General features: G+C 40.2%; 14 protein-coding genes, 1 pseudogene and 1 CRISPR repeat array. Of the genes and pseudogenes, 2 read left to right on the forward strand and 13 right to left on the reverse strand.

Features of this window, described 5'->3' with window-relative positions; all coding sequences use genetic code 11:
- Nucleotides 1–214 precede the first annotated feature (214 nt).
- From L3V23_RS21405 to L3V23_RS01950, 13 genes and pseudogenes are all read right to left on the reverse strand, one after another.
- Nucleotides 215–1579 carry a cyclic GMP-AMP synthase DncV-like nucleotidyltransferase gene (locus L3V23_RS21405; protein WP_237291862.1) on the reverse strand — a complete coding sequence of 455 codons (1365 nt, stop codon included), beginning with the start codon at nucleotides 1577–1579 and terminating at the stop codon, nucleotides 215–217.
- Between the two features lie 9 nt (nucleotides 1580–1588).
- On the reverse strand, nucleotides 1589–2695 hold the full coding sequence (locus tag L3V23_RS01895) for an SAVED domain-containing protein (protein ID WP_237291863.1): 1107 nt from the start codon (nucleotides 2693–2695) through the stop codon (nucleotides 1589–1591).
- A gap of 421 nt (nucleotides 2696–3116) precedes the next feature.
- On the reverse strand, nucleotides 3117–4004 hold the full coding sequence (gene secF, locus L3V23_RS01900; RefSeq protein ID WP_102968794.1) for a protein translocase subunit SecF: 888 nt from the start codon (nucleotides 4002–4004) through the stop codon (nucleotides 3117–3119).
- A gap of 1 nt (nucleotide 4005) precedes the next feature.
- Nucleotides 4006–5841, reverse strand: coding sequence for a protein translocase subunit SecD (gene secD / locus L3V23_RS01905; RefSeq protein WP_237291864.1), 1836 nt, complete (start codon nucleotides 5839–5841; stop codon nucleotides 4006–4008).
- 129 nt (nucleotides 5842–5970) lie between these two features.
- Nucleotides 5971–6441 carry a hypothetical protein gene (locus tag L3V23_RS01910; RefSeq protein WP_102968796.1) on the reverse strand — a complete coding sequence of 157 codons (471 nt, stop codon included), beginning with the start codon at nucleotides 6439–6441 and terminating at the stop codon, nucleotides 5971–5973.
- A gap of 65 nt (nucleotides 6442–6506) precedes the next feature.
- A pseudogene (locus tag L3V23_RS01915) lies at nucleotides 6507–6734 on the reverse strand (mechanosensitive ion channel family protein); the annotation flags it as partial.
- Nucleotides 6735–6892: 158 nt separating this feature from the next.
- Nucleotides 6893–7981, reverse strand: coding sequence for a DUF4238 domain-containing protein (locus L3V23_RS01920; protein WP_237291865.1), 1089 nt, complete (start codon nucleotides 7979–7981; stop codon nucleotides 6893–6895).
- A gap of 285 nt (nucleotides 7982–8266) precedes the next feature.
- Nucleotides 8267–9088 carry a hypothetical protein gene (locus L3V23_RS01925; RefSeq protein ID WP_237291866.1) on the reverse strand — a complete coding sequence of 274 codons (822 nt, stop codon included), beginning with the start codon at nucleotides 9086–9088 and terminating at the stop codon, nucleotides 8267–8269.
- On the reverse strand, nucleotides 9078–9566 hold the full coding sequence (locus L3V23_RS01930) for a hypothetical protein (RefSeq protein WP_237291867.1): 489 nt from the start codon (nucleotides 9564–9566) through the stop codon (nucleotides 9078–9080). Before L3V23_RS01930 ends, L3V23_RS01925 begins: the two co-directional genes overlap by 11 nt.
- 400 nt (nucleotides 9567–9966) lie before the next feature.
- Nucleotides 9967–10114: direct repeats of the CRISPR family, unit length 27 nt; unit sequence TTCTTAGCCGCCTACTCGGCGGAACAC.
- Between the two features lie 130 nt (nucleotides 10115–10244).
- Nucleotides 10245–10856, reverse strand: coding sequence for a type I-F CRISPR-associated endoribonuclease Cas6/Csy4 (gene cas6f, locus L3V23_RS01935; protein WP_237291868.1), 612 nt, complete (start codon nucleotides 10854–10856; stop codon nucleotides 10245–10247).
- Nucleotides 10856–11896 (reverse strand): type I-F CRISPR-associated protein Csy3, encoded by a 1041-nt coding sequence (csy3, locus tag L3V23_RS01940; RefSeq protein ID WP_237291869.1) that lies wholly within the window; start codon nucleotides 11894–11896, stop codon nucleotides 10856–10858. Before csy3 ends, cas6f begins: the two co-directional genes overlap by 1 nt.
- 6 nt (nucleotides 11897–11902) lie before the next feature.
- Complete coding sequence (locus L3V23_RS01945) at nucleotides 11903–13993, reverse strand: type I-F CRISPR-associated protein Csy2 (RefSeq protein ID WP_237291870.1); 2091 nt, start codon at nucleotides 13991–13993, stop codon at nucleotides 11903–11905.
- Nucleotides 13994–13996: 3 nt separating this feature from the next.
- Nucleotides 13997–15208, reverse strand: a complete 1212-nt coding sequence (locus L3V23_RS01950; RefSeq protein ID WP_237291871.1) for a TniQ family protein — start codon at nucleotides 15206–15208, stop codon at nucleotides 13997–13999.
- A 295-nt stretch (nucleotides 15209–15503) separates the two neighbouring features.
- Here L3V23_RS01950 and L3V23_RS01955 point away from each other — a divergent pair, with 295 nt between their 5' ends.
- Complete coding sequence (locus L3V23_RS01955; protein ID WP_042479840.1) at nucleotides 15504–16043, forward strand: hypothetical protein; 540 nt, start codon at nucleotides 15504–15506, stop codon at nucleotides 16041–16043.
- Between the two features lie 146 nt (nucleotides 16044–16189).
- On the forward strand, nucleotides 16190–17530 hold the full coding sequence (locus L3V23_RS01960; RefSeq protein WP_237291872.1) for an FRG domain-containing protein: 1341 nt from the start codon (nucleotides 16190–16192) through the stop codon (nucleotides 17528–17530).
- Nucleotides 17531–17648 lie beyond the last annotated feature (118 nt).

Raw genomic sequence — 17648 nt, forward strand, 5'->3', positions numbered from 1 at the left:
GCACATAATGTGGTATTAGTTAGATTTGGTCAAACAGAGGTAACAAGGAATACTAAGAGTAAAAAATAGTTCCAGTTTATACGCCTTCGTACTGTCAAACCTCGATAGAAATGTCCGCTTTTAGGAGAAAAGAAATGGAGTCAACGTGAGTGGCTGGCGGTGAATTGGTCAGGTTCTAGAAGGAAAAGGCTCGCTAATGCGAGCCTTATATCTATCAATTGATAGGGACGACGAGCTTACCACTTCTTGCTAAAAGCACCTCGTCTTTAACAACAAATGCCTCTACGAAGTGATTCCCTTTATAAGAGGTTGTTTCTTCTTTGATTTTTCCACCGATTTCAAACCCACCTCGTAATTGACCTAATCTACTCGCTTCTTCTCCAGTGTTAGTAATTTGCCAATATACGTCTGAGCCGGGAGGAATATCATCTGTAACCGTGAACTTAAGCGAATAGTTCTTGCCAAAAATAATTTGTTGGACAGCTCTAGCGAACGGATTGACGCTATTTTTATTACGATACTCAACATCTAAGTTGACACTACCAACGTTCTCCACTTCTTCCCATCTGTGGTGCGCGCAGTGAGGACGAATAGGGAAGTTAGGCTGACTTGCTTCGTCCAAAATTTCATCATAGGTAGCTGCTGTGGCTGATTTCTTTGTAATAGAATGAAAACTATCTCCGAACACACGGCGCCATTTTTTAATAGATTCAGTTCGATCTGTTTCATCAAATGCATCTTCTATCCAAGTTCTATAATTGCCGATCTTTGTTTTGAAAATCGTATACTTTTCTTCATTCCAGTGACGAGTAAACGTTTCTTCGGTTCGTACTGGATTGACTATTTCTGGCATTGAATCGTTAAAACTTAAATAATCATCCAAGCGGGTAAAAATTGTCTTTAAGGTGGTAGCAATATCTTTGAAGTGATCACTATTAGATTCGTAGTCTTGAACCATATTACAAATCAGAGTGGTTAAAAGTATTGATTTACATGAAAACGTAGTTTTTATGTCACGAAGATACTTGATAAGGCGAATACATTTAATGAGGTTGTTGTTACCTACCACTGAATTCTTGTCGGCGACCCACTTCTTGTATGATTCAGGGTCAGTAAGTTCAAACTCATTGGTGTGTCTATTCGCAATCAAATATTGTGTATGATTACCGAAAACGGTTTCTGTTACTCGTACAATACATGGAACAACATCGATGTGAAAATCACCTGAATAATCAAGATAAACACAACGCGTGTTATAGTGAACCATATCTTTATAGATACTTGACCCCTTAAAAGCCTGATGAAGTTTTGTTATGTAGTCTTTAGGCTCCCAATTATCATTTTCGTCCATAAAGAAGACTATATCAGCGTCAAACTCTTTGTTTTTAACTGGCTTGATAATCGTCCTATGTCCGTATGACCCCTGAGGCGAGGTGTTCCTAAAAATCCCTTTAAAATCGTCGTGATCTTTTACATACTTCTCAACAGACGCCGAAGTGGTAGTGACTTTGTTAATTCGAGCTTGATTGAGATTGACCACTTCTGTTAGGAATTCAGTAAATATTTTTTGATGTCTCACATGGTTTCCTTACTTAATTAAATAACTAATTTCTTGGTCTTTGTTTATTTGTATTGACCAAGGGTAACCAGCACCATCGAAGTGGTGTACGTTTATCTGTTGACTAAGGTGATTTTGATTAAACTCCGCCCCTATGCGCATGATTAGCGAGGCTTGAGCCATAAGGGTCAAATGAACTTCAGTAACGTAGGGGAACTTCTTAAGAAGGGTGTTATTTATTTCGGTTCTAAGGGAGGCAACAAAGTTTGATTGCTCTACATCTGAGAACATATTTCCAACGTTTCTACTTTCAACTCTATAAGCAATAGCGCGATCTAACTCTAGATTTTCAAAAAAGGTCTTTAAGTCATTATCAAAAGAGACTTCTATCGAAATGCCTAGCTTTGTTACCTGAGAATCTAGGACCTCCGGCTTTTCCATAATTTCTGAGCACTCTAATTTTTGACCTCTACTTCTAGCATCTCGACAGTCTAACCATAGTTCCTTGTGTTGCTTCTTGTTATCACGGTTCCAGCAGTAGTAATTTACCAGACGCTTATTTCCAACCAAGTAACCTAAAGTAAAGCAATGCGGAACATGAGCTATAGCTCCTAAAGCGAGTGGCTTGTTTGGTTCAAAGCCATTTAATTTCTGAAGTGATTCGTCGTAAAACTTCTGAAGTTTGGCGCATGATTCTTTTAACCAGTCCTCAAGAGTCTGCTTTCTAGACTTCCACATGAAAAGGTCATCATGTAACCCAGCTGGTTCGATTGTGGAACTAAAACTGCTGCACAGGGTTGGAGCGGCAGCCCCATCTAAGCTTCTTAAATCGATACTCTTTGCTCTGTTCTTTGAGGCTGACTCACCAAATAGCATTGAGTACACTTCAAAGAAGAATCCTACGACGATCATTACTATTGAGACATAAACACCTACCAACGTCGCAATTTCATATGTTGAGTCAGACGCTGTATCAATGACGAATGAGTATTCACCATTGCTAAACTGAAATGCAAGTGAGCCAATAGCCGTAAGAGTAAAGAGCTTTATGCCTAAGCCCATAAGATAGCGCGAACCTGAAAGTCGGCGCTGAAAAATTACATAACCAAAATCAAGTAGTTGCGCTATCCACTTCAAACTTCAAGTCCTATATATCTAGAAAGTAATTGATTCTAACCTATAAGACACTTATTGCGCATTGATATGTGTGTATATAAATGCATATTTATATTTGGTTATCTATTCGTTTGTACAGACTTTCACCCCGTATTACATCTCGGGGATTAACAGCGAACAGCATGAGAAGAAGGGATAACTTTTAGTATTGCAAAAGCCCATGAACAGGGTGTGAATGAGTAAAAAGTCTAAGCAACTTTGGGGCAAAGACTTGCTAAGAGAACGGTTGGTCTAATGCCCGTTCTCTCTCCCACATCACATCAAGCTTCAGATATATGTTATCTACAAAACGCAAGCTACTGGTTTGACTTATATGATGACAACTCGGAAATAGGGCAGCGATCGCATCACTACCCTATTTCTCATATCAAAACACTTCTAATTAAATATCTTTAACTAAAGATGGTGATTGATAGTGCTTACTTGTTAATCCCAACCATTCTGGCAACGATGTTCCCACTGCAATCGAAGAAAATGTTCCGGTCAGAACACCAATGAACATAGCAATCGAAAATCCTTGCAGAGGTTCTCCGCCCATAATCCACAGCGCTGCAACGGTCAATAACGTGGTACCTGATGTCACCATAGTACGAGAGAACGTCGCCATTACGGCCATATTGTTGACCTCGGCTAAAGGAACATCCGGTTTTCTAATTAACAACTCACGTATTCGGTCAGCGATAATAATCGAGTCATTCAACGAATACCCCAGTATTGCCAAAACAGCAGCAAGTACCGTTAGGTTGAACTCCATTTGCGTCAGTGCAAAAAAGGCAACCACAAACACAACATCGTGAACGAGAGCAAACAGTGCCCCACTGGCTAAGCGCCATTCAAAACGAAACGACAAATAGCCAAGAATGCATAGGATAGCGATAAGCACCGCGAGGCCACCTTGCTCTGCCAGCTCTTGACCAACTTGTGGTCCAACAATACTGGTATTGAGTGTCTCAACATTGGTGTCTAACTGTGCCGATAGTTCAGATAGATTCACATTCTCCTTCGTCGTAACAGGATAACGTAGCACCCAACGCTGAGGCTCACCTGTCGCAATCAAGAAAACTTCACTACCATAATTTTGTTTAAGCGTGGCTCTCAGAACTGGCTCTTCAATACGCTTATCAAGACGTATCTCACTGACAATTCCACCGGTGAAGTCTTGCCCCCAATTCAGACCTTTAAAGGCGATGACACCTATCGATACCACCATAAGCAAAATAGAGATAGCACTACAGGTATAACGCCAGAAACTGGTGAATTTGATTTCCATATTAAACCCTCACATCACGCGATGAATTACGTCCATAAACAAGATTAACAAGGACACGAGAGGCAAAAATGCCGGTGAACATGCTGGTTAGCAAACCGAGCCCAAGCGTTAAAGCGAAACCTTTGATTGGACCATTACCGATGGCATAAAGCACCACAGCGGTGATCATAGTGGTAATATTTGCATCAAAGATTGTTGAAACCGCACTATCAAACCCACGGTCTATAGCATTGGCAAAACTTCTTCCCTCTTTGAGTTTGTCGCGTATTCGTTCAAAAATAAGGACATTAGTATCAACCGCCATACCGACAGTGAGTACTAACCCTGCAATACCGGGTAAGGTTAAAACCGCTCCTGGTATCAATGCTATTAACCCAAACAACAGAACCATATTGGCGAGCAAAGCGATGTTCGCGATCCAACCTAAACGACGATACCAAAGTGCCATAAATAACAATGTGCTCGCCAAGCCAAGCGCCAACGCTGCAAATCCATTTTCAATGTTTTCAGCACCTAAACTTGGACCAATAGTACGTTCTTCAACAATAGTCACCGGTGCCGTCATCGATCCGGCACGGAGCAACAAAGCCAATTGCTGAGCCTGTTGATGCGTACCAACACCCGTGATCCTAAATCGCTCAGACAACACAGATTGAATGGTCGCGACGCTAATCACTTCATTTTTCTGAGTCAGCGTGCCGTTAGGCGTACGACCATATTCACTGAATACCGTCGCCATCGGCTTACCGATATGAGTTTTGGAAAATGTCGTCATCTGCTTTCCGCCCTCACTATCTAAGGTGATATTCACTTCGGCTTGCCCTAGCTCTCCGGCACCGGATCTCGCATCGAGAATATGCGTTCCGGTCAAAACGGGCGTTTTGCCCACCACGACACGCTCCCCTTGCGCATTGTTGATGAACTGAGTATTGGCACCACGAGTTGGAAGTACTTCATAAAAGGCGAGCGTTGCCGTAGAGCCAATCACCTCTTTCGCCACCGCAGGATCTTGTACTCCCGGTAACTCAATACGAATGCGATTTTCGCCCTCTCGTTGAACTAACGCTTCTGTCACCCCTAGCTCTTCAATACGGCTCCTCATAATCTGTAGGTTTTGCTGCACAGTTCTGGTTTGCAAGTCGCTTTTTTCTTTTGCATCAAGCTGAAGTTTTAACTTTTGTCCATCACGAACCATCTGCCATTGCGACAATTGACTGGCAACAAACGTTCTCAGCGCCGGTCTTGCCTCAGTGGGTACAGTAAGTTGCAACTGTTCTTCGTTGATAGAGCTGAGTTGTAGCCCTCTGATGCCTTGGGTACGAGCAAAATCTCGTAGAGCGTTGGCGGCCGCTTCGGCTTGCAGCCTATACACAGGAGTCGTATCAACATCTAACAAAAACTGAACGCCACCACGTAAATCCAATCCAAGCTTTATTGGCGCAAACCCGAGGTTGAGCAACCAATCTGGAGCTGAAGGGCTTAATGACAGAGTCAGCTTTTCAGGCTGTAACGCATGCTTGGCGAGGATATCTTTTGCCTTCGCTTGCAGATTCGCGTCAGCCAAAACCACCTGAGTGGCTTGCTGGTTCGAGTTGATTTTTTTTACCGGTACATTTTCTTGAATGAGCACACGATTAATCGACTCAGCGTCAAGATTTAAGTCTGCAGACACCGGTATTTGAATCGCCGCATCTTCACCATACCAAGTAGGAATAGCGCTCAGCGCCATAATGATGAGAGTAGTGATTAATACTAAGTATTTCCATTTGGCGTTGCGATTGGGCAACGCTGAGGTACGTCGCTTAGTAGACGTATTAAAAATAGAATTGATTGACATATTTGCTCTTTGTCTCGTTGAGCTTACGGCATAGCCGAACAGCAGGTAGCCGAGCCTCACCTACGCATGAGGTGATTCTAGGAATACCCGATACAGAGTTGTTTGCTTAAAAGCGTTGAGACAAAAACGTCAGATATGATGGATGAAGCGGTACTGCAAGTTTGACTCTTTCCAACCGTTTAGGCGACCTCGCCCGGGATGGAATAGAGTCCAAGGGTAATCTGGTAATGCAACGGCATATCCATGACACAGTTCAGGCACATCTGGCAGTAGGATTTCTGTTGCAAGCATGTATTCGGGATAGTCATTTTCAAACGAAGATCCCGACATACTGATGCAACGCTGATTAACGGCAGGTGCATACCATAAGCCATCATTCGATGACCTATCATGTTGAGCTTTATTGGTATTCGTTGCGGAAATAGAAATATGAAAATCGAACTGTTCGACTTGTTGAGTCTTGCTTTCACTCTCTGTATGAGTGTGAGCGAAGGCCTTCCAGGTTGTATTCTCTACAACACCAGAATAAACAGACACTAACAAACCGACAAATAGCAATATCGTCAGATTTCGCATAAGAGAAAATAAGCTCGTTTTCATACTTTATATCATTGGGGCAAATACATCTTTTTCAATGTATTGAATGCAAATGCCCTCCTAGAGTCTTAACGCTTAACCGGAATTTTGTCAGTCCACTTTATATTGAGATCACGCTGTGGAAACGGTATGGATAAGCCAGCCTCTTCAATTCTTGATTTGATCTGCTCTTGAATTGCCCAATAAGTATCCCAGTACTTGTCCGTTGGTGCCCATGCCCGCAATTGTAAATTAACCGAGCTGTCAGCCAGCATATGAACAATCACTTTTGGCTCAGGATCTTTGAGAACAAATTTTACCCGCAGCACAGAATTGGACATAAACGTTTTAGGGATTTTTACTAAATTGGCGAAATACGGATTAGCCTATGTATGGTGAATCTCCAAGTACGTGGCCAAATATTTTCGGCCAATACAATCTAGAATGGAGAATGTCTTAAGTAGGATGCTATGAGTTACAGCTTTGCCTTTTTAAAGTTTGAATCAGGGTGCATCCTAGCGTGCATACCGCGAATTAGCCCGATTGCGGAGCCATTTGAATATGCTAATTTTCTAGCTTTTAGTCTTAGAAAGCTGGCCCATATTGAAGGGGTTGGGTAATGTGCCTCTTGATGAACTATTCCCCTAGGATGGTTTTGAAACTCATCCCTATCAATAACTCTATATACCTCTTGTCCTATATCTGAATCATCAAGGACTAGGTAATTGATTTTAAACTTAGATAAAGGTCTATGCTCGAGAGAAATTTGAAGTAGATTACTTAAGTGCTCCTGCTGAGACGAGCAAGATACGAACAGATTTGCACGACAGTTCAGTATTTGCAATTGATTAAAAAACTTAACATCTTGCTCTTGCCTTGCTCTGACCCATCCTTTACTAGATGTTATTTGGTAAATGTCAGAGTCATAGGCAATAAGTTGGATTTTCGGAGTTAGAGGAAGGGCAACAAGCAGACCTGAACTACTTAAGCCGAAACCTCTACCAGTTTGCCTTAAAGTTAGCATGTTCAGTCTACTTGCTTGTACTGCTGGGTCATCTGAAGTGATAAACTCAATATCTGTCTCATTCCTCACAAGACAGACCTTCAAGTCATCAAGATGCCCTCTAACTTTTAGAAACATAGCGATGGAATCTTGCACTGCTTGTTCCATTTCAATTTTAAACTCTTGAGCAGAAATGTTGGCTGCATCAGCTAATTCTTCAGCCATTTCAACGTAACGCTTTGATGTCGCCTCGGTACGCTGCTGTTGCAAAATCCAATAGTGGAGCAGAAACTGAGAATCTTCATTGGTCAGTTCATACCCATCTCTAGACACTGAATCCAGCACTCTTGCTAAATTATTTTCAATAGGTTGAAGAGCTTTTTCTAAACGTAGGTCTTTTCCATAGAAGTAGTCCTTCGAACATTGGCCTTTTATGGGAGCGTTAGTGACAAACTTTGCTCTATCAATATTCATTAAGTTGATAGATACGCGATTATCAGCGGAAGAGAACCTTCGAAGATAACATTGTGGAACATAATGTTGGTTTTTGTTTGTCGCCATCTAAATTTATCCCTAATGAACAGAGGTATAGGTTATAGCTAGTTAGTTGGTACTGCCTATCTAGCTTTATTAGTGGAGTTAGGTCTTACTACTTTCCACTCATTACTATTTATAAATCAAAGTTACATGGTCATCGATACATAAGCTTTGATGCATAGCTCATTTAGGGGTAGGACGTGTTCTAAAGCCGCAGCCAGCACCATGATGGACAGAAATGTTTTAGAACTGATGCGCTATAGCATTTCTGTGAGATTAGGAAAAATATGTTGAGGCCATAGTCGTTTGTTAGCCGTTGTCGTAGGGGAACACTATATTTTCTGCATCACTCGGTAATGGTTTTGAAAAAAGAAAATCCACATGTGGAATTTCAACCTCTTCCTTACCCATGCAGCATGCTTCAAAATTTTTATCACTTTTGCAAGGACATTTGTCTTCCTTAGAAACGCTGCTAAATCGTGCAATAGGGAATTTCATTTTCGTCCACCGCACATCCCAATCTTCAAATGCATTATCTAAGAAACTAGCTAAACGTTCCAAAAGCGTGAAGTCTAAAGTTGAGTCATCGTGCATCACTGAATATTTTTGGACAGGCTTTGTTACGATAGAAATTTCGAGCATCTCCATATCGTGTGCTTCATGTACACATAACTGGCCATTATATACCTTGCCCTTTTTATGTTCACATCGAGATCTAGGCTTTACTTTGTGACCACAGATACCGCAAGAATAATAGCCAACCTTAAACCCTGGACTACAGAATAAACAATATGGATAAAGAGATTGCCATTTAGAAACCTTGTTCTTGATAAAATCTAATCTTGACGCAACGATATGATCTTTGTAAGAGTTTTCTCTAATATAGTTCTCTTTGATTTCACACTGTTCTAGCTCATTCCAAGCTTGTCTATAATTTTTAAGCTTTATGTTATTGAACGCCTTAATAAACAAGATATTCAAATCCAGAGATTCTAGGTTTAACCAACAGCTATTAGCCTTATCTTCGTCACCATTATCAATAGCAGATTGTTTCTCCGCCTCAAGATATTCTATAATTTTTTTTATTCCATTAGTTTCAGTGTCATCTATAGTTGTTAGCTCAATCTTCATCGCTCAAACTCTTCACTGCATCTATAGCTTTACTTAAATTTTCCACCTTACCATTAAACTCTATAGCAGTGGTTTTTCCTTCTTTGTTTTCCACCATAAATTTCAGTGCAATGTTGTCATCATCTTTAGCTTTTAGTTTGTCGTAGATATATGAAGAAATCACACCACAAAATACTGGAACTACAATGCTCTTAATTATGAATGTACCAAGCCAAAACTCTGCACCGTGTAAACCTAGTTCTTTATATTCTTCATCAGAAGCATATACATCAGTATTGATTCCATTTTCATTTAAGAAGTCCAATGTATCTAATGTTCCCGCGTAAAACACATCGTCATGACCATGTGAAGGGAGAATTACGACACTTTTCTTCTTCAAGCCAGAGGATATCTCAGGAGCTGCTTCATTAACTAATTGTTCAAATGTCAAGTTAGATTCTTCTACACGAAATATCTCTTTTTTATCCAATATGGTCATACCAATTTCCACTTAATTATGTTTAATCTTCCGAAGACGGCTAACAGTATCTTTTAACTAGACACCTTCCATACAAGTGTAAAGATAAATGCCGAATAAAATCACTTATCTCATTGTTTTATTTGATTAAAAATAAATACAAAATTTAAAATGAAGACAGTGTCGGTATAATATCCCATACACAACTTACTACATATTCAATTATTAGAAAAAATAGGTCAAATAATGACAAAAGAAGTGTGTCCTAAATCTGAGGCTAACTGACTTTGGGGCAATTCCAATTTAGCGCACAAAATCTAGGCATCCACAAAAACAAAACCACAGATCTTCACCCGTGGTTTTTTAACTGGCTTAATTTACCGCTAGCCCAGCGGATATGGGTTGCTTACTTCCTGCCCTATTCTTAGCCGCCTACTCGGCGGAACACAGATGGCGAACGTTCAGTCGTTTGTGGCTAACTTTCTTAGCCGCCTACTCGGCGGAACACACACATGAATACGCTCGTGAATGCAAAATGGCTTTCTTAGCCGCCTACTCGGCGGAACACTATAAAGAATAGTCTCTAATCAATTGAAATGCTTAGTTAGAATTCACTTTTGAATCAAATAACCTTCTTTGGTACACATAATCATAACTATATGATTTATAGTAACTAATTCGTTACCATAAAAAACAAGGTTAAATAGCAACCATTGGGACTGTTCCTTGCCATAGCTTATTTGATGCAAAACCATAACCATTAAAGCCCTGCTGTATTTCCTCATCCATAAGGCATTGACGTTGTATATGCAAAACAAACTCATCCCCTGATGATTGACTACTAATAGGTATTTCGTGGAACAACTCAAACTCCCGTTCTTCAACTGATATAGGTGTGAATGTATGTCCAAACTCCTCTGCACGCCTCATAGCTCGTTTAATTCTTCGCTTTTTAGAACCGTTGAAGATCTTTTGAATCGTTTTATTGAACACAAATCGAACTTCCTCTACGTCTTCAGGAACAACATTAATATCTGAGATTTCAAAGAGGTTTTCGTTCATCATTGTAGAGAAGTAGGGTTGGTACGATAGGCCTGTGAGGATACTTTCATTGGTTGAGACAAAAGTGATTACACTGCCAACGGTTTGTTCATTCCATAAAGGGAAACAGATACCGACACTGTTTTTGAATGGCTTATTGCGTTCATGAGAAAGAAAGCCATGCATATTCGAAATACACCGACCTGCTAATAGTTCATTGTCAGCATATTCAGGAATATATCGAATAGAAAAATAATAGCGAGATCCCATTACTCATCCTTCTTGCTTTTCTTGCTTGCACCGCTGAACACTCCACCTTTAGTTAATACTGCCATGATAAAGTGGACATCATCTGGAATCAGATTCGTTTCTAGCATCGTTTCAATGTAGCTTTCTGTTTTTGAAATCAAAGAATAGAAGTCCCGATGTTGTGAACTATGCCGCCTTGCAATTACATATTCTTTGTCTGCACCATATTCGTTAACTCGTAACGGCTTATCGGCATTTTCATCCCACCAGTCATCGATTCGTTGAATCGCGGCTCCAACTTTCTGCGAATGAAAGGCTGCTGATTCTTCTCCGTTCACGACAATCTTAGCTAACTGTTTGGCTGGTTTCCCTACTTCTTTTACATCTAAGAATTCTTGGCTTGGGTATATTTCATCACCCCATCCAACAGACAATCTGGCTTTAATATCCATATTAAAGTAGCCCGAACGATCTGATAACGCTTTAGTTAGATAATCGGTAAGCTCATCTAAGGCTGTTTGCGAAGCAATATCCCAATCTCCATACCAGTCTAGATATCTAACATCAGCAATTTTCCATTTTAGCGCTTCTGTAATGACTTGTACCTCAATGTTCCGGCAATCTCTATTACGCTCCCAAACCCACGTCGCCATCAAAATATTTTTAGCGTAACGCCTTGCAAGCTCATGATATCCAAACAATTTTTTATATATCACAGCAAGACTACAGAGAGTGTCTCGGACCTCATTATCAACACATACTTCTGGTGATAATGAGTTAGCTCGGACTCTTAACGAGAAGGCACAATAGATATCATCTACTCCCGGAGGGACATAACAGTGTTCTAAAAATTGAATATTTGAAAGTGCAAGGTCTTGCGGTGCTACATTTTTCGCTTTTAAGTCGCCAGCATAAGCTTCTGAATAACCACTTTTAGGAGACCGGTGATAAGTCCGGTCTATCTGAAGTGGGCGCATCTTATTATTTTCATCGAGATAATAAAAATATGCTTTGCCAGGTGATAACGAGCGAACATAATTCAACTGACTACAGAGTTCCATAAGCGACTAAATCCTTTTGTTTTTTATAAGGATAGTCTGCTCTTCCACATCCGGCGACCAAAAAACCTGCTCAAAAAAGTGATCTTTTCCGGCAAATCTTACTTCGATAGGATTAACCCGTTTTGCTAAAGCAATGTTGTTTTCCGCATAACAATGCAGTTTCGTCAATGCCCCCTTCCGTTCCTGTGGTGACTCTAGAAAATGAAAGCCGTTTGCTACGGGAATTAACGAACAATCATTAGTTAAACACTCTCGTAACTCAGCCAGATTTTGAGGCTGAAAAGAATCTGGTGACAACCAAGTACCATAGCCCGGTAAACCTTTCACCGCTTGGAACAATTCTGACTTACTTACAAAGGTTCTTAACCAATTAACCCCTGAGTTAATCTCGGGTTGAAACAAAACCCCTCCAGCGAAATTAGTTGGTAATGCAGCTTTAAACTGGCTTTGGTAATCTGAAATTCGCTGTTCACTTTCTATTGTAATTACAATATCGAATATTAAATCCGAGCAATCTTCACGAATGATAGTGGTTCGCTTAACTTGTGAAATACTCCGAGCTTTTGCTATTACACTGGGTTCGGAGAGCTTTGCGCTTGTTTGAACTGACTCATTACGAACGAAAATAGCAAAGTCTTTAAACTCGAATTGCCCTTCTCCATCAGATAGCAAATCTTGTAGCTCTCTCTGGTAACGATGAACAAATCCCCACACCGCCGTTAATGAAGGCGCACCAGATAAGTACGGGCAACTCATTGCAGCAGCATCAAATACTCTCATAGATGAAAGGTAAAGATACTGCACTTTACTATCAGAAACAGTAGGAGGTTCTGGTTCAGGTTGACTTAGCTGAGTTAGCACCCAAATAAGCTCTGTTTTTAACACACGCATCAGTTTGGGATGGTAGGCAAAACGAGAAGCAAAGCGGTTGTTCTGTAAAGCTATATTCAAGCGCTGATTTAAGCTGGTTGTGAGCTCTATAAAATCAAGCTCATTGATGGTCAAGAATCGCTTCGCCAGTTCATCATCTGCTTCATCATAAAAGCCAATTGGATCAGTGATTGAATTATCCCGTAATTCAATAAGCGGGAGTAACCATAAAGCGATTTGTTTACGTATAATTTTCAGTTGATACTGGCGAACATGTTTCTGCGCTTTGCGCATTTGAGGTTGTTCAAAACCTGTCAGATGAGCCAATACACTACAGGTACTTTTTGACGTTAACTGAAAATCATCAAAGTAGCGCTTGGTTCTACTGCGGCTTGCACCGAGTGTTTGATGTCGATTCGCAATTACGTCAATCGGATAATTGAGTACATTTATATATCCACCCAGTGAACCACATAAATTTCCAATACTAGCTGAATTTGGATAGGTCATTGTTTTAAAGCGAAGAGAACATTCACCTTGACGAGACAAAACAGAGAGTTGCTGCTGTATAGCATGGCTAACCACAGGGGTTACTGATAGGTAATCCCCCCTCCAAGGGAAACGGAGCTGTTTGCTATAGCGGTTCACTTCGTCGGGAAAATGAGTCAACGGTAACTGATGTTCAATGAGATCTTTAAGCTGCGTTTGTGCTTTCGGTTTTAATCCCATATCAGCTAAAAGTTCCAACCAAAAATCATCACCAGCACGAATGAGATTCAGCAAATTTTCCACTCTTCCACGCCACCGGAATTCATTTAATAACCAGATAGTATGTTTATAAACAGCGGAATTGTGCGCCCAGCCATAAGCTCTGTTTAATGCCTGACTCGTGAGTGTCGGAGTCTCAGTGTACAGAGGTGTAGCTATAATTCGCTGCTCTGATACTCGACAATCTGGAAACTTGAGATTATGGGTATGAAACCACTGAATTTCTTGTTTAGCCGCCGATAAGTTATCTGAATCGGCGAAATAACCCAAAGCGCGAGGAAAATCGAGCCAGTCTTTCACTTCCGGTTTACTCAATGAAAGATTGAGTAACACAATTAACGCCTGTTTTTCATTCCCATCAACTTCTACTGGTCGTGTATACGGCATGAAGGTTTTTTTGATCTCTGTAAACCGGAGCTTAGAGTCTTCAATATCGATTAAATCTTGCAAAGTTCTCATGGCTTACCACTCTGGCAAATAATGATTTAAACCATCAGTTTCACTACACATACTGGATAACTTGAGCTCGATAATGCTACGAAGAGTGAAAACAGAGTGATGGTTTTCTATTTTACTCTGCAACTTGGGCGTGTGTTGAGCTTTAAGCTGTCCAAACTGGTACAGGCGATATATTTCTTCTGTGGTACATGTAAGCAATGTAGAAGCTTCTAAAGTGCTTAATAATACATCACCTATGTTTGCTGATTTCACTTTAGGATTATTAGCGATTAAAGTTCTGAAATATAGAACTACACTTTGCAGCACCGGATTTTTACTAAGTTCACGACTTGGTAGGCTGCGACACTCTTTCAACAAGTCACCAAACACTTCACTGAAGTAGGTTTTGTTCCAAGTCTGGATTCGCACTATGGCAGCCTTCTGCACAATTGAATCTAAATCTGCATAGAGCTTGTTCGGCCAAGATTTACAACACTCAACAAAGTCATCAAAACTAATATCATCAAGTTCACCATATCGGTTGATATACCAAAGCAGAAATCCAAACCGACTTGATTGAGTGAGATCCTGACTCATTAATCCTGATTCTACGGGCTTCTCCCCTGCTAGCCACTGTGCAACGATTAAAGTAGAGCCACTTTCCTTCTCTGGCTCGCCATTAAATAAGGAAAATCCACATTCACACTGCTCAATTAACTCTGACGATTGGTAGTCCAATAATTTTCCACATTCAGGGCATCGTTGAACGAGTTGACTGTGGTGTTTATGGCAAACTTGGTAGGGAATGAAATGCCACAATTGACGAATATAAGCAGCTTCGTCTAGGCATTTAGGGCAAACAGGTGTGAAGTTTTTTCTAAGAAAGGCTTGAGGATAATCAGCACCATAGCGATTTACCGCTTTATAATCTGGAGAGAAACTTGCCTTCGAATGAGCAAGCGATAGCCGTAGAACGCCAAAGTCGTTAAATTTCAGCCGCTTTTCCAAATCTATAAGTACTCGAACTCGCATTTGGCTCGTTGTTTGAGCTTTATAGATGTTGATTCGACTTAACTCGAAAGGAAATGCGCCGGGAATAGCCTCATGTTGCAATAACGTAGTTTGCCAAATGTCTTCAGCGAAATGAGCAAACCGCTCGTAGCCTTGAAACTTACTTAAGCGTAGTAAAAAGCTTTCGAGAGATTCATCAGAGTAAACTTCGATGTCCGTATCCATTGCAACCCTAAAACTTAGATTATCTAAGTTTTAGTATGAACCCCGACTTCGCAGATTACAAATGTGTCTATTTGAAAAATTGAAAGTATGCCTAAATTATTAATGCCCCATTGTGTGTCAACCTAAGATGTAGGACATACTTCCTCTGTCATGATTTGACCTATTTTTTCTAATGACTAAATATGTAATTAGTTTTGTATGATAAGTAACCCTATTCGGCATTTTTCTCTGCATTTATATGGAATGTGCCTAGTTAAAAGATACTGTTAGTTTCTTCGAGGAAAGATTCTCCAAAATGAAGCAAGATTTTGAATTTATAAGCGAGTTAGCTAACCAGTTTTTTAGCCAAAAGCACATTCGTGATCGGCTAAAACACATTGAATATAATGAAATTACAGGTTGGGAAATTTGGCTTCAAATCGAATTTTCGGTTTTTATTGATAGTCATTTGGAAGTAGCTGAATGGTGGCGAGAGTATCCATACACAATTGATAAAAGATCGGCTCGTCATAGAAAAAACATGATAATTGATTTCGTGCTTCGTAAAAAGTGCACAGCGCTAGATCAATACATAGCCTTGGAAATCAAACAGAATCAAGTTATGTCTTCCTGTATTCGAGGAATGATGGAAGATGTTTGTAAGGTTTGGTTAGTTCGTAACGCTGAGAATGATTTGCGTAGTATGTGGTGCTTAGGCGTTCATGCTTCAGCTTCTGAGGAGGAAACCTATACGCGCGTTGATAAATATGCCGATGAGTTTGGTGTTGAACTATCTGTGAGCGTTAGAATAACTAGTGAGATTAGGGGTACAGGATTGTCCTATACAATATTTTAAGTACAAAACTAACAAACACTATAAGACGGATTAACAACGCGTGGCATTTTTAACATGCGTTAACTTTAGTGATTTGGGTGGTGTGCGGAAACATCGTATTGCGTTGTTCACCACTTAAGCGAGCTAGGTCGGCAAGGTTGAGTTCTATGACTAATTTTATTAAAAGCGTAGATGAGTTAGAGGCTCATTTTTCAAAGTATAAAAAGGGTTACTTATTTCGCGGACAAGTAAAGCATTTTGTGGATTCTAAAGGGTGCACAAGCATTCCTACATCTTTCAGCAGACATGGCTGTATTCCTGATGTTATGTTCAAGTGGACTCATTATGCTAAAGCTATGATTCGTGGCTTCTCTGGTGTCGACTACTTTGATATAGACTTAGAGTTGTCTCAAGCAATACTGCAACATTATGGCTGGAGATCATTCTACGTAGATTTAACTAAGTCTTCTTCAATAGCATGTTGGTTTGCAACAAATGCATATGAAGAATCTAAGTCTATTCATATGAGTGAAGATATACATGAGAACCCTGTATGGCTGGTTCACAATAATGCCAAATATAGTCAGCATGAAGGGAACGGTCATATCTATATAATCGATTGCTTAGCATTAGAAACCTTAGATATAAAGATTCATGATCTCACTTTAATGCAAGGCGATGAAGGAAGGCTTAGATTTGACGCTCAGCAAGCATGTTTGGTTGGGAACTTGAACGGCCGGTTGCCTCCTCAAGTTATTGCGTCACACATCGAAGTTCCGAGCAGTGTCTTGAAAGACTATTGTGAGAAAAATCTAATACACGATGTCTCGGACGTCTTCCCATCGAGCAATGAAGACTTTGTTTTAAAAACACTTTTAAGTTTACCTTGGGAAAAAATTAATATCGACGGCCCGATACCTACGTTTCGAAGAGGCTTAGTAATCCCAGATTATGAAGATAACTTTATAAAGCACCTTCCTCCAAATGTTACTCTATACGAGAATTTCTGGGTTTCTGACAATAGAAATGATTCGGACAATCCATTTAAGGATCTGATTTTTTATAAACTCCCACAATTCGCCTACTACGCCAATACCAATGAAGAATTTGATTTAGTTCTTGTTAGTGAGGCTCTGAAAAGGCATGGTGACTTTGTTGTTGAGATTGATGGCTTGGTGAAAATAGTGGAGGCGCAAGAGGAATATATTTATGAGAAAGGGATACATGTTTCGGTTGATGATGATGGATATATTTCGGTATCTGGGTTAGTCGTTTCTCATCCAAGTAATATTGTTGCTGGTGTGGGCACTAATGTTGGCTGGATCTATAAAAACAATCATAATGTCTGGAAGCGAGTCGACCACCAAGACGAGTGCCCTTGCAATAATTCACTTAGACATCAGTTGCAATTTTCATTACTTAGAATGCTTAATGAAGCGATAAAGAATGAAGAACTTATTGCCGATAATAACTGTTGTTACAGGCATAAAAGTGTCCCATCGGCTTAACAAACGTTTCACATAGGGACTACCAACTCGCGGTATTTTTATAATGCGTCGGTTTTTGTGATTACAGTGTTGTGCGGAAGCTTGGTAGTAGCGTTGGCTGCCCCTTAAGCGGATGTTA

The sequence above is a fragment of the Vibrio sp. A1-b2 genome (genome assembly GCF_021726015.1).
In the GTDB taxonomy this organism is placed as follows: domain Bacteria; phylum Pseudomonadota; class Gammaproteobacteria; order Enterobacterales; family Vibrionaceae; genus Vibrio; species Vibrio diazotrophicus.

Bases quoted from the DNA above. Each gene is read 5' to 3' on its own strand.
- L3V23_RS01925 (WP_237291866.1), bottom strand. From the start codon at position 9,088: ATGAAGATTGAGCTAACAACTATAGATGACACTGAAACTAATGGAATA.
- L3V23_RS01930 (WP_237291867.1), bottom strand. From the start codon at position 9,566: ATGACCATATTGGATAAAAAAGAGATATTTCGTGTAGAAGAATCTAAC.
- secF (WP_102968794.1), bottom strand. From the start codon at position 4,004: ATGGAAATCAAATTCACCAGTTTCTGGCGTTATACCTGTAGTGCTATC.
- L3V23_RS01960 (WP_237291872.1), top strand. From the start codon at position 16,190: ATGACTAATTTTATTAAAAGCGTAGATGAGTTAGAGGCTCATTTTTCA.
- secD (WP_237291864.1), bottom strand. From the start codon at position 5,841: ATGTCAATCAATTCTATTTTTAATACGTCTACTAAGCGACGTACCTCA.
- L3V23_RS01945 (WP_237291870.1), bottom strand. From the start codon at position 13,993: ATGAGAACTTTGCAAGATTTAATCGATATTGAAGACTCTAAGCTCCGG.
- csy3 (WP_237291869.1), bottom strand. From the start codon at position 11,896: ATGGAACTCTGTAGTCAGTTGAATTATGTTCGCTCGTTATCACCTGGC.
- cas6f (WP_237291868.1), bottom strand. From the start codon at position 10,856: ATGGGATCTCGCTATTATTTTTCTATTCGATATATTCCTGAATATGCT.
- L3V23_RS01955 (WP_042479840.1), top strand. From the start codon at position 15,504: ATGAAGCAAGATTTTGAATTTATAAGCGAGTTAGCTAACCAGTTTTTT.
- L3V23_RS01950 (WP_237291871.1), bottom strand. From the start codon at position 15,208: ATGGATACGGACATCGAAGTTTACTCTGATGAATCTCTCGAAAGCTTT.
- L3V23_RS01920 (WP_237291865.1), bottom strand. From the start codon at position 7,981: ATGGCGACAAACAAAAACCAACATTATGTTCCACAATGTTATCTTCGA.
- L3V23_RS01910 (WP_102968796.1), bottom strand. From the start codon at position 6,441: ATGAAAACGAGCTTATTTTCTCTTATGCGAAATCTGACGATATTGCTA.